We start from the raw sequence: 15,882 nt of genomic DNA on the forward strand, positions 1-15,882 counted from the left end.
AATAGTAAATATTAACGAACTGGAGGAAAATCCGTTAGGATTTTCCGAGTAAGAAGGAACCAAGCAATTATTTTTACACACTGTTGTGTACAGTGCTTTATATCTTTCATTCCATTTATCACACCGAGTGGTATCCGTTGTCAATATTACTTTTTGCTTTAAATAGCACTTTTAGATTCATGTTTTTATACGTAATAGGAGCAGAGCGGTAGTCCGTTACATTTGCGCATTTAAGTTGTCAGAAAGCGATTGAGTGGTAGATCCGTTGCGTATTGCTCCGTTTTGCTATTTAATCCGTTTACAAACCGTTATTTTGCGTAATAATTACGTGTTAATTTTTTTGATAAAAATTAATGCTTTAGAGTATTAGTTTTAGCGAATTTGGTTTTTTTTGAGCCGAGTGAGCCATTGTACACAACGGTTGTGTGTATGGCTTGTTGCGGAAAATCAGCTATGATTTTCCAACGTGGAACGAAGATAGCGAATAAGATTGAAATTCCGAGAGGAATTTCAGCCGCAATGAGCTATACACGTTGTTGTACACAGTTTTAATTCCCATGCATATTCCAATATTCAATTTTAAATTTAGTTACAATAGAATCCTGAGATATTTCAATTAAAAGTTTAGCGTCTTCAACAGGGTCAATATCCCACCCGTAATCGACTATTAATTCATATCCGATAGTATTTTTTTCTAAATTCGCATAGTTTTCGGGTTGTCCAATTAAATTTGTTAATTCTTTATAAGTCATTCCCTTTTGAATATAGTTTTTTATTAAGTCATCAACCATATTCAATCTGTTTTCTTCGACACCAATTCCGCTTTTATAATTGTCCCATTTTTCTTGATTGAATTTTTCTTTTTTATCGTCACAAGATGAAAAAAACATTATAATTAAGAATATGAAGTATAAATTAGATATTTTCATTTTGATGCTTATGAAATGCTTTGTTTAATTGTGTACAACGGTCTCGTATAACCGTCAGTTACGGGTTAATATGCGTTAATTTTCGGTTAAGCACTGACGCTCGCAATTCCGAGTGGATTCGGACGTAGTCGAATCCGCCGTAATTGCGGTTATACATTGTTGTAACACGTTTTTTATATCCCACTAAATATTGATTTCAATTCTATTTCTCGTTTTTCAATTCCGTCCATTTTGTCAATTTTCTGTCCGAATATTTTCTTCCAAAAATCTCTTGTTGAAAAATCATAGGAATAATTAAAATTTAAGTCAGATTCCAAAATGTAAAGTTTCGATTTCAAGACTTTTCCATTTTTCAAGAACTGAACTTCTTTTCCTTTTAATCCGTTTTTGAGTATTGATAGAACTCCGTTACGATTACGTTCATTAAATTCCAATGCTGGATTTCCATATGTTTTTCCGTCACCACTAAAATCGTGCTGATAGAAATATTCTCCTTCCACGTATTTGTTATAACCTGGAACTGTCGGATTGAAAATTTGCAAATAAATCAGCAAATTGTCTTTCAGATATCCAACTTTTATTTCAGTCAGAGATTTTTTGTCAGTCGTTTTATAAGTTTCAATTTCCGCTTCTCCTTTAAATTCAGCAACTGGATTTTTAAATTGTCCGCTGTCAACTAAAATTTGATTAATAAACCCTTTCCAATCTTTGAATTCCTGCATTTTCTTGATTTGGTCAAATGTGTTACAACGTGGTTGTATAAGAATAGTTGCGGGTTTGTATGCGAGGATTTTCCGAAGGAAAATCAGACGTAACAAACACAAAACGACCTTTGATTAAGCACTAAGCCGCAATTATTTTTATACGTTGTTAGCAAACGTTATTTACTCGGTTTTGGTTGATTTTGAGCTCTAATCTTATCGGTTAATTCATCTGTCGAAAGAATCTTTTTTGTCTTTTTCAATTCAATTCCGAGCCAAACCACAGAGCCCAATGTACAAAACATAAAAAATCCTCCCCAATATTCTTTTGGAATTGAAAGGAAAGATTTGAATTCAGTTGTACAAAGTGCTAATATTAATGTTATTAATAAAACTAATGGTGTCCAAAAGTTACTTTTTTTATTAATCAGTTCCTTATTTTCAAGTAGGATGACTTTAAGTTTATCTTCCGTAATTCGTATGACATTCGATTGCGTATTATCATAGAATTGGTCAACCATTGGATTGTCAGTCGAAATTACTTGTGGTGTTGCTTTTCCAGTCATAATTATTCCTGTTTATCTTTATTCAACATTCCAATCGCACCTAAAGCGTGATAAGATAAATTTCCGCAATTATTACAAGCAATTACTGCGCACGGAATAGATGGTCCTCCAATTACCATATTCCCATTAATTTCTTCACTTAAAGGTAAATTTACAAAACCGTCTAAAACACTAAATTTCGATTGCCCACATCTTCCGCAAGGCAAAATTGCTTTTTTTTCGTTAAGTTTTTCAGCAATTTCATTCTTAATTTCTTGATTTATTTTCATATGTTCTTGATGTTGTTTTTAATGTTTGCTAACGGTTCGTGTAAGGTAAGTACGGGTTTGTATGCGGGGATTTTCCGTAGGAAAATCCGAAGCAAGCAAACACAAACTGCCTTTAGGTTAAGCCATAAAAGTAGTATTTATTTTACACATTGTTAGCCCACGTTATTTTATTTTTCTCCATATGGTTTTGCAGCTCCGCAGAGTTTTGTTTTACGTGCTACTATTGATTTTATCTTTTGTGCGTTACGATTTGCCGTTTGCTATATAAATCCGTCGTAAGAGTTGCGTTTTTCTAAGGTCAGAAAATGCTTGAGTAATCATTTTTTAATCTTTTACGCATACAGTTTTGCCGCAACGTAAAAGAGTCCGTCGCAACAGTGTCGCGTTGTGTTTTATCCGAAATAGGTTGAGTGAGCACATGAGAAGTGTTGTTTTTTTATTTTTAAACCACTTTTAAGCAACTTTAGAATTTTTTTTCGAGCCGAGTAGGCATGTGGGCTAACGTTGATGTGTATGGTTAGTTGCGTGTTAAGCAACTAATTTAGTAAACTTAAACGTACCAGAGAAAATTCCGAAGGAATTTTCCAAATAAGCACTTGCCAAAGCAATTAATTATACACCGTGTTGTGTGTAGTTTTTATTTTTCAATTTCTTTTATAGGATTCGTCATTAGCCCAACAATTTTAGAAACTACATACTTGGCAACTACTGTTCCACCTTCGTGACCATTACCTTTCATTCCTATTTTAATTTTATCTTTGTGGTATTTTCTTAATGCATCATTAATAATCCACATTTTAGCTTTTCCTGAAGTTGGAACAGGACTATTTTTTTGAGTAATGACTTGTCCATTCTCATCCATAAATTCAGGCCAAATCATAAAAAGCTGGTCTTTATGTTTCCCATTATATTCTTACCAAAAATCCCAACGAATTCCTTGATAAGGAAGTGTTTTTCTGCCACCTTCTGATTGCGTTAAAATGCGATATTCTACCTCAAAATCGTGAGAGTATCCAATTTGTTTATCGTAAGGTTTATGATTTTCCATTTATTCGAATTCAGTTTTATGGAATACTAATAGTTTGTCTGTAAAAAAATTGATTTCTTTTTTCTCTTTTAGTTTAAAGTCAATTAATATAATCAGTCCAAAAATAACAACTACAATTGGTAAAATCCAATTTCCTTTAATCAACGAAATTATTGAAATCAAAATTCCGAGTGTGAGTAAAAATTTTACTGCAATATTCAATGGTGATTTAAAGTCAAATTTCAAATCGTAATTTTTTCCGTCATTTGAAATTCCGATTATTCTATGGTTGTTAGGAAAACGATTCCGCATTAATTCGAACTTTTTAGTTCCGACATAACCATTGTAAAATCCGTTCACAATTAGGTTGTTCAGAATCTTTAAATTTTTATCACTTTTGGTTATCGTTTGTCTCATTTCTCAAATTACACACAACGGTTTGTGTAAGGGTAGTTGCGTTGATAAGCCACTAAAATAGTAAACAAAACCGAACCGGAGGAAAAATCCGCAGGATTTTTCCGAGAAGCACAGCCCAAGCAATTACTTTTACACCTTGTTGTGTACAGTGCTTTATTTATTTTTTGCGGTTTGCTTTGCCGTTTAGAAGGTCAGTCGTTCGCAACTTTTCGTTTTGCGTTAATCAGCAGTTTTAGAGTAATATTTTTATCCGCAATAGGAGTAGAGCAGTAGTCCGCGCAACAGTTGCCCACCGTTTTGTATATCCGTTTATAATCCGCTTTTTTATCCGCAAAAATCCGTTTAGTTGCGCACCTTATTACGTTTTACTTGCGTTAGAATTTATTGGACTTAAACCACTAAAATTTAATTATTTTTATTTTTTTTCCGGCCGAGTGAGGCATTGTACACAACGTTAAGTGTAAGGATAGTTGCGTGATTAAGCCTCTAAAATAGTAAATATTAACGAACCGGAGGAAAATCCGCTAGGATTTTCCGAGTAAGATAGAACCAAGCAATTATTTTTACACACTGTTGTGTACAGTGCTTTATATTTTTCATTCCATTTATCACACCGAGTGTTATCCGTTGTCAATATTGCTTTTTGCTTTAAACAGCACTTTTAGAGTCATGTTTTTATACGTAATAGGAGCAGAGCGGTAGTCCGTTACAGTTGCGCATTTAAGTTGTCAGAAAGCGATTGAGTGGTAGATCCGTTGCGTATTGCTCCGTTTTGCTATTTAATCCGTTTACAAACCGTTATTTTGCGTAATAATTACGTGTTAATTTTTTTGATAAAAATTAATGCTTTAGAGTATTAGTTTTAGCGAATTTGGTTTTTTTTTGAGCCGAGTGAGCCATTGTACACAACTGTTTGTGTAAGGGTAGTTGCGTTGATAAGCCACTAAAATAGTAAACAAAACCGAACCGGAGGAAAAATCCGCAGGATTTTTCCGAGAAGCACAGCCCAAGCAATTACTTTTACACCTTGTTGTGTACAGTGCTTTATTTATTTTTTGCGGTTTGCTTTGCCGTTTAGAAGGTCAGTCGTTCGCAACGTTGCGTTTTGCGTTAATCAGCAGTTTTAGAGGACTATTTTTATCCGCAATAGGAGTAGAGCATAAGTCCGCGCAACAGTTGCACACCGATTTGTATATCCTTTTATAATCCGCTTTTTTATCCATAAAAACACGTTTAGTTGCGCACCTAATTACGTTTTACTTGGGTTAGAATTTATTGGACTTAAACCACTAAAATTTAATTATTTTTATTTTTTTTTCCGGCCGAGTGAGGCATTGTACACAACGGTTCGTGTAAGGTAAGTACGGGTTAGTGTGCGGGGATTTTCCGTAGGAAAATCCGAAGCAAGCTAACACGAACAGCCTTTGGGTTAAGCCATAAAAGTAGTATTTATTTTACACATTGTTAGCCCACGTTATTTTATTTTTCTCCGGATGGCTTTCCAGCTCCGCAAAGTTTTGTTTTATGTACTTATCGATTTTAAGTTTTGTGAGTTACGATTTGCCGTTTGCTATATCAATCCGCCGTATGAGTTGCGTTTTGCTATGGTCAGAAAACGCTTGAGTAATCCTTTTTTAATCTTTTACACATATAGTTTTGCAGCAATGTAAATCAGTCCGTCGCAAGAGTGTCGTGTTGTGCTTTTATCCGAAATCGGTTGAGTAAGTAGGAGAGAAGCGTTGTTTTTTACTTTTAAGCAACTTTAGGATTTTTTTTCGAGCAGAGTGGGCATGTGGGCTAACGGTTCGTGTAAGGTAAGTACGGGTTAGTGTGCGGGGATTTTCCGTAGGAAAATCCGAAGCAAGCTAACACGAACAACCTTTAGGTTAAGCCATAAAAGTAGTATTTATTTTACACATTGTTAGCCCACGTTATTTTATTTTTCTCCATATGGCTTTGCAGCTCCGCAGAGTTTTGTTTTACGTGCTACTATTGATTTTATCTTTTGTGCGTTACGATTTGCCGTTTGCTATATAAATCCGCCGCAAGAGTTGCGTTTTACTGATGTCAGAAAAGGATTGAGTATGATATTTTATTTCACATACAGTTTTGCCGAAACGTTAAAGAGTCCGTCTCAACAGTGTCGCGTTGTGTTTTATCCGAAATAGGTTGAGTGAGCAGGTGAGAAGCGTTGTTTTTTTTATTTTTAAATCACTTTTAAGCAACTTTAGAATTTTTTTTCGAGCCGAGTGGGCATGTGGGCTAACGGTCTAGTATAAGAATAGTAGCGGATTTTGACGCACTAACTTTTCTGTTAAACACAGACCTTTTTATATTTACTTTCTTTTGTTTAAACGATTAAACCGCTATTATTTTTATACCGTGTTAGCTGCTGTTATATTATTTTTTCCACAATAATTCCTGTTAAAACAACCACTATCATAAAAGTTATCATTCCTAAAAAATAGCTCAAGATACCTTTCAAGTAATTCAATTTCTTTTTACCATCAAAAAACTGTCCTATTGCCCAAGCTGTATAAATTATGGCAATGTTGGCTCCATACTGCAAAACAGGATAATCAATAATCCCTTCAACAATACCGAACAATGCAAATATTAACATTGAAATTCCCATTGTGAAGCAGAGTAAAATGAATATCTCATAGTGATTATACTTGTATTTTCTAAAAAATAGTTTAATCCATATTGTTATGAAAACAGCCATTAAAATATTGGCATACCCATAATTTTTTGAAATCCAATTGAATATTTTTCCGATAATTCTATCATTCCAATGATCAAAATTCATATTTATATAACCGTCCTCAAATTCCAAGAACTGTTGAGCGATTGTATATATCACTGAACAGACTATTAAAAAAAGTATTGGTTTGACTAGTCTTTTTCTGTCTTCAAGAATAAATTCTTTAACAGCTTTACCAGGTCTCAATATTAATTCCTTAACGGTATAAAGTATTCCTTTGTCAAAGTTTAAAACACTTCCTATTTCGGTTGCAATGTATTTTCCGTCAATTCGTTTAAGTGAATTTGGATTACCACAAATCGGGCAATAATTTTGAGTTATTTCAATATTACATTTTTTACACAAACGCACAATTCTTATTTTAAATTACGTTCTTTTAAAAGGCTATCAATTTCGGATTTCTTGTATTCGTTCTTGTTTGACAATTTATAAACTGCATACAAAAGAATTATGCCAAAAAAGTAACTAAAGTTACCTGCTGTAATGCTGTAAATTAAAATACCTATCAAAACTCCAATTAAGGTTGCATCAATAATCTGGGTAGTTTTAATTTTTTTAGATTCCTTCAATAAATCCTCGTCAGTTAATTTGTTTAATTCTTTTTTGTTCATTCGTATTTCGGTTGTTCTAATTGCAGCTAACGTTAAGTGTAAGGATAGTTGCGTGATTAAGCCACTAAAATAGTAAATATTAACGAACGAGGAGGAAAATCCGCTAGGATTTTCCGAGTAAGATAGAACCAAGCAATTATATTTACACACTGTTGTGTACAGTGCTTTATATTTTTTATTCCATTTATCACACCGAGTGGTATCCGTTGTCAATATTGCTTTTTGCTTTAAACAGCACTTTTAGAGTCATGTTTTTATACGTAATAGGAGCAGAGCTGTAGTCCGTTACAGTTGCGCATTTAAGTTGTCAGAAAGCGATTGAGTGGTAGTTCCGTTGCGTATTGCTCCGTTTTGCTATTTAATCCGTTTACAAACCGTTATTTTGCGTAATAATTACGTGTTAATTTTTTTGATAAAAATTAATGCTTTAGAGTATTAGTTTTAGCGAATTTGGTTTTTTTTTGAGCCGAGTGAGCCATTGTACACAACGTTACGTGTAAGGATAGTTGCGTTTATAAGCCACTAAAATAGTAAAAATGGAACGAACCGGAGGAAAATCCGCAGGATTTTCCGAGTAAGAGAAAACCAAGCAATTATATTTACACATTGTTACCACACGTATTTATTCAGTTTTTTGTTCAGTTAAATATTCAAAACTCTGTTCAAAATATTTATTCATTGATTTATTTAAGTATTGACTGTAATTAGTTTTTTCACTCCTTTCTTTAGATAACCAAGCCATAGTATAAGCTATTATCTGTTCGGGTAAATAGCCTTGACTACTCGATTGCCAACCAAATCCGCCATTCGTATTAAATGACGAAAAACTAAATCGCGAATTGCCAATAAAAATTCCGAATCCATAAGTTATTGCTGTAAAGTCAGTCAAAAATTCGTCATTTTCTTCTATTCGGTTTTCTCCCAATAAAATTTGGTGCGACAATTCGTGTGAAATCGTTGCTATTAATGAAATAGGGTTTTTTAATTGTCCTCTTTCGATTGATATTATCGTTTCGTTTTCCGTTTGCTGATAAGTTCCACTTGCACTATCCCAACTTCCATCTATATCTGCTGGTGTCGTTAATATTGTTCCGTCCGCCATTTCAACTGGTTGGTCTGAGAAGAATTCGAGTTTTATTTCAGTATCTCGAATATTCATTAGTTCCATTGTCCGTTTGAGTATGAATTCTGCATCTTTTTCAGTTCCGTCAAAAGTTCTATCGTAGAAATCTTTTGTTGGTGTTACAGTTCGGATTTCCATAAAATGCTCTTCTCCAAATTCAGTTCGCAACCAATTCAGGTCTTCGTCAACCCAAACTTTGTCTTCTTTGGTAATCGGTAATTTTTTCTTTTTATTCCGAACATTATTATTGGTCATATGTGTGGTAACGGTTTCGTATAACCGTCAGTTACGGGTTAAATTAGCGATTATTTACGGTTTAGCACTGACTTTAGCAATTCCGAGTGGATTTGGACGTAGTCGAATCCGCCGTAATTGCGGTTATACATTGTTGGCAACTGGCTTTTACTTTTTCAAATTCAGTTTGTTTAATCGTTCCAAAAATCAGTTTATCTCCATTGAGAATAAATCTTGAAGGTTTTATTTCCTCAATTTGATTCCAAAAACGCTTTGTGTCCGCCAATTCCAATTCATTCCGAGATTCGTTTAAGTCGGTTGAAAATCCACCATAATTGACAAAAATTTCCATTGCTTTAAACCTTTGCTTTTTCTCAAAAATTAGCCATTGATCATAAATGTCAAACAATGATTTTTGAGATAATTCAAATTCTGTCATTTCATCGAAATAAGCAATTTCATTTTCATAAGTCCAGCCCCTTTTCAATTCAGATTCGGTCGGCAGGAAAGAGTCGCTGTCGAATGAAACTATTGAAAGATATTTATCGATAATAAGTTCAGGAAATTTAGAAATCAGTGAATTCATATCGTACTTTTCGGATAATATTTCAATCCAATAGTAATCTTTATATGTTCCGGAGTTTATCATTTTCAGCTTGTTGCCAACGGTCTCGTGTATGAGTAGTAGCGGATTTTTACTCACAAACCTTTCGGTTTTATACTGACCTTTGCTCTATATTTAATCTTTCGTTTTATCACTTAAACCGCTATTACTTATACACATTGTTGGCGTGTCGTTTTATTCAATTTTTGCCCATCCTGGAAGTTCTTTAGCTTGCATTATCCAAGAGCGGATTTGTTTTTCATCAAATTCCGATTCGTTTTTAATATCTATTCTTCTCGCTTTGTATTCCGAGTTCCGATTCCAAGGTCCTGACATTTTTGTTACTGGCGGTTCAGGGTCCAAAAGTGTTCCTGCAATGAAACCAAGAGCAAATTCATTCTTAAATGACCACATTGCAATTATCCAACCTTTGTCAGTTAGTCCATAGAAAGGTACTCCAAGTGGTTGTGATGGTTTATGCCATTTAGTAGTAAACTGAATTTCTCGGAATTAGCTCTTTTATTAAAGTATCCACTTTTTGTGCCATTGCACCGTGTTCAGGCTTAATTCCGTCAATCCAATTTTTTACGCTTTCCGATTTCATTTCTTTTTATTCCGATTCTACATATTTTTTAAAATTTCCGAGTATTGCTTGCCATCCTGCACGTTGTTGTTCGTCCGTGTTTATTCCCTCCGCATCAAAGGTTTCGTTGACTTCAATTTCATTTCCGTTTTGCGTGAATTCAATGTCGACTTTTCTTCCGTCTGACATTTTGTATGAAATCAGTTCTTTGTCTACTATTTGGTCATAGGTTCCTGTAAAGTCAAATCCAATACTTCCGTCTTTCGCTTCCATTCGCCAAGAGAAATTTCCATTTGGTTTTAGGTCATTTTCAGCGTTTGGGCAACACCATTCGTCTGTTGCGAAATTCCAATTCGTGATGTGTTCGGGTTTTGTCCAATATTCCCAAACTTTATCAATGTTAGATTTAACAGAAGTTTTTACAGTTATTCTTTCCATTTCCATTGTTTTTTTGAGTTCTGCTTAAATGCACGCCAACGTTACGTGTAAGGATAGTTGCGTTGATAAGCCACTAAAATAGTAAAAATGGAACGAACTGGAGGAAAATCCGTTAGGATTTTCCGAGTAATAGAGAACCAAGCAATTATTTTTACACATTGTTATGCACAGGTCTTTATTTTTGTAATCATTACTTCCCGTGGATTCTTCCATTTAAAAACTTCGGTTGGCGTGAAATTTAATCTTTTGGCTATATCGCGGAAAGGCATATTTTCAAATGTTCCATATTCATATTTCCAATATTCAATATTTTCAAGATAATAATTTTGAGTTCCAATTGTTTTGCGATCACCATCAGTCGGCAAAATATTTATTTCTCCAATATATCTCTTCAATTCTTTAAAATCTAAGATTATATTTTCGTAAATAAATTGGCTGTATAGGTTATCCAGGAATACATTTTGAAAATTTTTAATGTCAGAAGCTTTGAGATCCGGAATTATAAGAGAAAATTTAGTTTCAGCGTTTACAATTAGCCAACACTTTTTTCGGTTGACATAGAAAACAGTCCCATTCCATTTTCCGAGTTTTGAGATCGATTCTATAGTTGGTTGGCTTACATACTTTGACACAAGTTTTTCAAGTTTTTTTGATATGTAAATTGGTGTTGTCATTCACTTGTGCATAACGGTCTCGTGTATGAGTAGTAGCGGATTTTTACTCACAAACCTTTCGGTTTTATACTGACCTTTGCTCTATATTTAATCTTTCGTTTTATCACTTAAACCGCTATTACTTATACACATTGTTGGCGTGTCGTTTTATTCAATTTTTGCCCATCCTGGAAGTTCTTTAGCTTGCATTATCCAAGAGCGGATTTGTTTTTCATCAAATTCCGATTCGTTTTTAATATCTATTCTTCTCGCTTTGTATTCCGAGTTCCGATTCCAAGGTCCTGACATTTTTGTTACTGGCGGTTCAGGGTCCAAAAGTGTTCCTGCAATGAAACCAAGAGCAAATTCATTCTTAAATGACCACATTGCAATTATCCAACCTTTGTCAGTTAGTCCATAGAAAGGTACTCCAAGTGGTTGTGATGGTTTATGCCATTTAGTAGTAAACTGAATTTCACGGAATTAGCTCTTTTATTAAAGTATCCACTTTTTGTGCCATTGCACCGTGTTCAGGCTTAATTCCGTCAATCCAATTTTTTACGCTTTCCGATTTCATTTCTTTTTATTCCGATTCTACATATTTTTTAAAATTTCCGAGTATTGCTTGCCATCCTGCACGTTGTTGTTCGTCCGTGTTTATTCCCTCCGCATCAAAGGTTTCGTTGACTTCAATTTCATTTCCGTTTTGCGTGAATTCAATGTCGACTTTTCTTCCGTCTGACATTTTGTATGAAATCAGTTCTTTGTCTACTATTTGGTCATAGGTTCCTGTAAAGTCAAATCCAATACTTCCGTCTTTCGCTTCCATTCGCCAAGAGAAATTTCCATTTGGTTTTAGGTCATTTTCAGCGTTTGGGCAACACCATTCGTCTGTTGCGAAATTCCAATTCGTGATGTGTTCGGGTTTTGTCCAATATTCCCAAACTTTATCAATGTTAGATTTAACAGAAGTTTTTACAGTTATTCTTTCCATTTCCATTGTTTTTTTGAGTTCTGCTTAAATGCACGCCAACGGTCTCGGCTATGAGTAGTTGCGTGGGTTGGCACTTAACTTTGCAAGTACACGCCAAACTGAAAATCCGCGAGGATTTTCAGAAGTAGGCGAGAACAAGCAATTACTTATAGCCATTGTTGGCATTTCGTTATTTTTATATTCCGCTTGTTTCAACTATTTTGTTATTGTCGTCAAATACAAAACGAACTTTACTGTTTATTGATTTATACTGTTGTTTTTTCAGGTCATAAAATCTAAAGTTTGTATTTAATATGTATGTGTTAGCACTTACTTTTGAAATACTCTTAACTATATTTTGAGCGTTTATTGTATGTTTCCAGGCATTTCTGTATTGATTTTCGATTTCAGTTTTACTTGGATTATATATATTCCAATACCTTTTAGTATCATTTGAATAGTAGGACAAGATATTTTCTATATTTCGATTTTCTTCTGCAATTAGGAAGTCATTTATGATTTTATTTATTCCGGAAGAGTTAGATTTCCTTAAATAAAAATCTATTTCTTCCTCATTTATTGCTTTTACATAGGAAGCAAAAAACACTCCAGTTAAACTTGAACCACCATCTCGGTCTCCCTTCTTCAAACGCGAATTTAATTCTTCTCCCAGCTTTAATGAGTTCTTTAAATTGTCTTTCACAAGCACGACACATATCAATTCCATATCCATTATCGAGATTTATTGTAATTCGTCTTCCATTTAATGAGCCAACACTCTTTTCCCATTCTTTACCTGTTTTAATAACTTCTACAATAAAATTACTTACTTGTCCATTTGATATTTCAGAGTCAGTAATTACACCATACATAAAATCGTATTCACTATTTATTCCGTTATAAAATGCTACATTTTCTTCATTATTTAGCATTTCCATTGTGTATTCTCCGAATGAATTTGGATTGTCTTTCAAAGGTGGTGGAATTGCAGAACGATAGTCTAATTTATATGCTTCATTCCAACCATTTGAAATAGCTTTAATCCTTCTGCTTTTTGATGGATGGCTTTCGGTATCATAATTAGAACCAATCGTTGAAATAGCTTTTGTCGCTTGTTCCAAAGAAGCTCCCATTTTATAAAGTACGAATCCAGTAAAATTTATCTGCTTCAAGTTCCGCTGTGTGATTATCAGTCATTTGATTTAAAGTATGACCTGATAGGTGATGTCCAATTTCGTGTGCTAATATTGAAATTGAGCTCCAAAATGAAGCAGTCTGATTATTTGCAAGGTCTAAGAGCTTTGAGTCATATAAAATATATCTCTCGTCATTAATTATTGTTGCGACAGCATTGTTTATGTTAGCTCGATAAATTTTAAAGTTAAGAGGCAACCCTGAAAAACTCGTAATACTTTTTAATTCGTCAAGTTCTTTTTCGTTAGGAAAAAATATTTCGATTTCATCTTCATTTGCAGAATTATTAAAATTGCAACCATTTTCTAATTTTGATATTTTTCCGAGTCGTTAAAACTTTTCGGTTGCTCAACATTTACTTCGGATGATTTATTTTCTTTTGATTTTTCCTTGCAACTTACTAGAAAAAGAAAAACAAAAATTAATAATAAAAATATGTTCTTCATTTGGTCGATTAGTTTCTGTAATGAATGCCAACGTTGTTGTATAAGATTAGTTGCGTGGTTAAGCACCTAATTTAGCAAATACAAACCGAATAGAAAATCCGCGAGGATTTTCGTAAGCAGGCTCGTACCAAGCAATTAATTTTATACGGTGTTGTGGTTAGTTTTTTTTCTTATTATAGATGTCAAAATTAATGCTATTCCGATGTAACAAATCCAATTTCTAATTCTTTGATGAACAAACATTATTGGCATTCCGTCACTTGAGTAGTCTTCATATGCCTCGTAAAATAACCCAAAATAAATTAATGTCGGCAACAATAATAAAAATCCGATTAATGTTAAATTTTTTGATTTTATTGTGTCGGGTATAATGTCTCTCAAAATAAATATTATTGGTAAAGTCAAATAAGTCACGACAATATAGTCCACATAACCAACAAAAGTGAACCATTTTAAAAATACATTTAGATAAATCAGAAATAGAATCAAAATTCCGATTTTAATTCCACTCAAGATTTTTTCTGAAATCTGAAATCTATCATTTAAAATCTCTTTTAAGGTCAAAATAAGAAGTCCGATTATAGACAAAAGAGAAGTTGCAAAATTCAATTTTGTTCCTAAAAAATGAAAGGGTTTTGGATTTATAATTAAATCAAGAAAACCTAAAATTGATATCACAAAAATCAGGATTTTAATATATTTTTTTGTCTTTTGCATTCAGTTTTTAATTAACCACAACGTCTCCGGCTATGAGTAGTTGCGTGGTTTAGTACTTAACTTTGCAACTACGCACCAATCTGAAAATCCGTGAGGATTTTCAGAAGTAGGCGAGAACAAGCAATTACTTATAGCCATTGTTAGCTTTAGTTATTTTATTCTGTCTTTTATAAACCCAAGTTCTTCAGGGTATTTCTTAAAGGATTTTACCATATCCTTACCTTCTTTGAATTTTTTGTAAGAAACATTTATTGAGTCAATAGATTCCCATTCTTTCCTTATCAATTCAAGTTTTTTATTTCTTGTTTTTTTATCCAATTCTGAAGTTAAAATATATTCCAGTTGATGACGAACTTTTTCATGATGCTGTCCAGTATTCTTATGAACAACTGCCTTTTCATTTGGGCGAACAAAAGTTTGATATCCTGTAAATAAGGCAACAAATGAAGTTAGAAAAGCAATGTAAAATCCATGATTTGTATACCAATGAATACCAAAGTCATGAGTTATTGTATCCCATGGAAATCTAAAAGAAAATGCGATAAGTAAGGAGATTATGAATGCGGGATAACCAATCCATAAATGTCGGTTTGACCATTTTATTGATTCATATCTATGTGCATATTCTAATTGATGAACTTTCCTCATCCAGTCCAAAATCATAAGTCTTTGACTTGCGCCTAAATTATTGATCTTTGAGTCAAGTTTTTCTAATAGATAAGTTGGGTCAATTTGGGTTTTTCTATTGATTTTAGAATTTTCAATTTCGCTAGGTCCTACGACAAAAGATTTTGGAACATTTCCATCTTTTGCCGTAAAAGAAAATATTGAGGCACTCAAACCATCTTCACTTAATGTACCGAGACTTATGGTAATCGCCTGCATTGATTTCATAAGAACTAAAAGGGAAATATTGTTCTTTAGAAATTTTCTTTATTTCTACGTTGGTTTTAGTATTTACTGCATTAGAGGTGTGCTTATTTACTTTACGAACAGTTTTGTTATATTTTATCTCAAATAGAGAATTTTCTTTTTTATGTGATGTTGTGTTAACTGAATATCTTTCATTTAATATAGAACCAGCTAAAATCCAACTACGCGCATGAAAGGCATGTGAGTGAATACTGAATTTTTTTCTATTGTCAGTTGAGATATGCTGATTTAAACTGTCGTCCCAAATATGAAGCCTAATAAATTCAAATTCTGCCATGTCTTTTAGATATCTATATAAAGGAATAGATAGAAAGCCTTGAGAACCAACTGAAGAAATTATACTACCATCAGGTAAGTTTGAAATAGAAAGGTATAGAAGGTTCCAAACTTCTTTAATATCAAATTGAATATTCTGTTCTTTTGCATTTTGTATTTTAGATATAGCTATTAATCTATTACAGACAGATTTTAAATATAAATTTTTAGTAGCTTTTTGGAAAATTTTTAATTGATTTTCATTTATCCCTTGAAAATCAAAAGTGTTTTCTCGGAAAATCTGAAATCGATGGAAGAAAAACACTTACTGATTCTGCGTAACAAGAGTTAACGGAATCTAGTAGTTTTTCAAAGTCAAAGGAATTTTTCGTCATATTGGTTAATTAAAGCTAACGTGATTGTATATGGTTTGTTGCGTGTTTCA

General features: G+C 33.3%; 22 protein-coding genes. All 22 read right to left on the reverse strand.

The features are described from left to right. Positions 1–548: 548 nt before the first annotated feature. On the reverse strand, positions 549–929 hold the full coding sequence (locus tag N7U66_RS20605) for a hypothetical protein (protein WP_267676740.1): 381 nt from the start codon (positions 927–929) through the stop codon (positions 549–551). Positions 930–1,102: 173 nt separating this feature from the next. Continuing rightward, positions 1,103–1,651 (reverse strand): hypothetical protein, encoded by a 549-nt coding sequence (locus N7U66_RS20610; RefSeq protein WP_267676741.1) that lies wholly within the window; start codon positions 1,649–1,651, stop codon positions 1,103–1,105. Between the two features lie 158 nt (positions 1,652–1,809). Beyond that, on the reverse strand, positions 1,810–2,196 hold the full coding sequence (locus N7U66_RS20615; protein WP_267676742.1) for a hypothetical protein: 387 nt from the start codon (positions 2,194–2,196) through the stop codon (positions 1,810–1,812). Between the two features lie 2 nt (positions 2,197–2,198). Beyond that, positions 2,199–2,465, reverse strand: a complete 267-nt coding sequence (locus N7U66_RS20620; protein WP_267676743.1) for a hypothetical protein — start codon at positions 2,463–2,465, stop codon at positions 2,199–2,201. Positions 2,466–3,102: 637 nt separating this feature from the next. After that, the gene (locus N7U66_RS20625) at positions 3,103–3,345 is read right to left on the reverse strand and encodes a hypothetical protein (protein WP_267676744.1); all 243 of its coding nucleotides are present in this window, start codon (positions 3,343–3,345) and stop codon (positions 3,103–3,105) included. Between the two features lie 33 nt (positions 3,346–3,378). Next, positions 3,379–3,513 (reverse strand): hypothetical protein, encoded by a 135-nt coding sequence (locus N7U66_RS20630; RefSeq protein WP_267676745.1) that lies wholly within the window; start codon positions 3,511–3,513, stop codon positions 3,379–3,381. Beyond that, entirely contained in the window at positions 3,514–3,909 is a 396-nt protein-coding gene (locus N7U66_RS20635) for a hypothetical protein (protein WP_267676746.1), read from the reverse strand. It abuts the gene before it with no gap. A 2,395-nt stretch (positions 3,910–6,304) separates the two neighbouring features. After that, the gene (locus N7U66_RS20640; protein ID WP_267676747.1) at positions 6,305–7,024 is read right to left on the reverse strand and encodes a DUF3667 domain-containing protein; all 720 of its coding nucleotides are present in this window, start codon (positions 7,022–7,024) and stop codon (positions 6,305–6,307) included. Positions 7,025–7,029: 5 nt separating this feature from the next. Continuing rightward, the gene (locus N7U66_RS20645; RefSeq protein ID WP_267676748.1) at positions 7,030–7,284 is read right to left on the reverse strand and encodes an FUSC family protein; all 255 of its coding nucleotides are present in this window, start codon (positions 7,282–7,284) and stop codon (positions 7,030–7,032) included. Positions 7,285–7,906: 622 nt separating this feature from the next. Then, positions 7,907–8,662, reverse strand: a complete 756-nt coding sequence (locus N7U66_RS20650) for a hypothetical protein (RefSeq protein ID WP_267676749.1) — start codon at positions 8,660–8,662, stop codon at positions 7,907–7,909. 73 nt (positions 8,663–8,735) lie between these two features. Then, positions 8,736–9,344: a hypothetical protein gene (locus N7U66_RS20655; protein ID WP_267676750.1), complete on the reverse strand. Its 609-nt coding sequence runs from the start codon at positions 9,342–9,344 to the stop codon at positions 8,736–8,738. 96 nt (positions 9,345–9,440) lie between these two features. After that, positions 9,441–9,746 (reverse strand): DUF1801 domain-containing protein, encoded by a 306-nt coding sequence (locus tag N7U66_RS20660; protein ID WP_267678567.1) that lies wholly within the window; start codon positions 9,744–9,746, stop codon positions 9,441–9,443. Positions 9,747–9,855: 109 nt separating this feature from the next. Continuing rightward, complete coding sequence (locus N7U66_RS20665; RefSeq protein ID WP_267676751.1) at positions 9,856–10,266, reverse strand: SRPBCC family protein; 411 nt, start codon at positions 10,264–10,266, stop codon at positions 9,856–9,858. 161 nt (positions 10,267–10,427) lie between these two features. After that, positions 10,428–10,940, reverse strand: coding sequence for a DUF6933 domain-containing protein (locus N7U66_RS20670; protein WP_267676752.1), 513 nt, complete (start codon positions 10,938–10,940; stop codon positions 10,428–10,430). A 147-nt stretch (positions 10,941–11,087) separates the two neighbouring features. Continuing rightward, positions 11,088–11,393, reverse strand: coding sequence for a DUF1801 domain-containing protein (locus N7U66_RS20675; RefSeq protein ID WP_267678567.1), 306 nt, complete (start codon positions 11,391–11,393; stop codon positions 11,088–11,090). Positions 11,394–11,502: 109 nt separating this feature from the next. Continuing rightward, positions 11,503–11,913: an SRPBCC family protein gene (locus tag N7U66_RS20680; RefSeq protein ID WP_267676751.1), complete on the reverse strand. Its 411-nt coding sequence runs from the start codon at positions 11,911–11,913 to the stop codon at positions 11,503–11,505. A 175-nt stretch (positions 11,914–12,088) separates the two neighbouring features. After that, positions 12,089–12,541 carry a hypothetical protein gene (locus tag N7U66_RS20685; RefSeq protein ID WP_267676753.1) on the reverse strand — a complete coding sequence of 151 codons (453 nt, stop codon included), beginning with the start codon at positions 12,539–12,541 and terminating at the stop codon, positions 12,089–12,091. Next, positions 12,465–13,064, reverse strand: a complete 600-nt coding sequence (locus N7U66_RS20690; protein WP_267676754.1) for a hypothetical protein — start codon at positions 13,062–13,064, stop codon at positions 12,465–12,467. Before N7U66_RS20690 ends, N7U66_RS20685 begins: the two co-directional genes overlap by 77 nt. After that, on the reverse strand, positions 13,027–13,284 hold the full coding sequence (locus tag N7U66_RS22765) for a M48 family metalloprotease (RefSeq protein WP_390886604.1): 258 nt from the start codon (positions 13,282–13,284) through the stop codon (positions 13,027–13,029). Before N7U66_RS22765 ends, N7U66_RS20690 begins: the two co-directional genes overlap by 38 nt. Before the next feature lie 389 nt (positions 13,285–13,673). Next, entirely contained in the window at positions 13,674–14,249 is a 576-nt protein-coding gene (locus N7U66_RS20695) for a hypothetical protein (RefSeq protein WP_267676755.1), read from the reverse strand. Positions 14,250–14,399: 150 nt separating this feature from the next. Beyond that, positions 14,400–15,134: an SLATT domain-containing protein gene (locus tag N7U66_RS20700; protein ID WP_267676756.1), complete on the reverse strand. Its 735-nt coding sequence runs from the start codon at positions 15,132–15,134 to the stop codon at positions 14,400–14,402. Then, complete coding sequence (locus N7U66_RS20705) at positions 15,097–15,762, reverse strand: hypothetical protein (protein ID WP_267676757.1); 666 nt, start codon at positions 15,760–15,762, stop codon at positions 15,097–15,099. Before N7U66_RS20705 ends, N7U66_RS20700 begins: the two co-directional genes overlap by 38 nt. Positions 15,763–15,882 lie beyond the last annotated feature (120 nt).

The organism is Lacinutrix neustonica (assembly GCF_026625145.1).
In the GTDB taxonomy this organism is placed as follows: Bacteria; Bacteroidota; Bacteroidia; order Flavobacteriales; family Flavobacteriaceae; genus Lacinutrix; species Lacinutrix neustonica.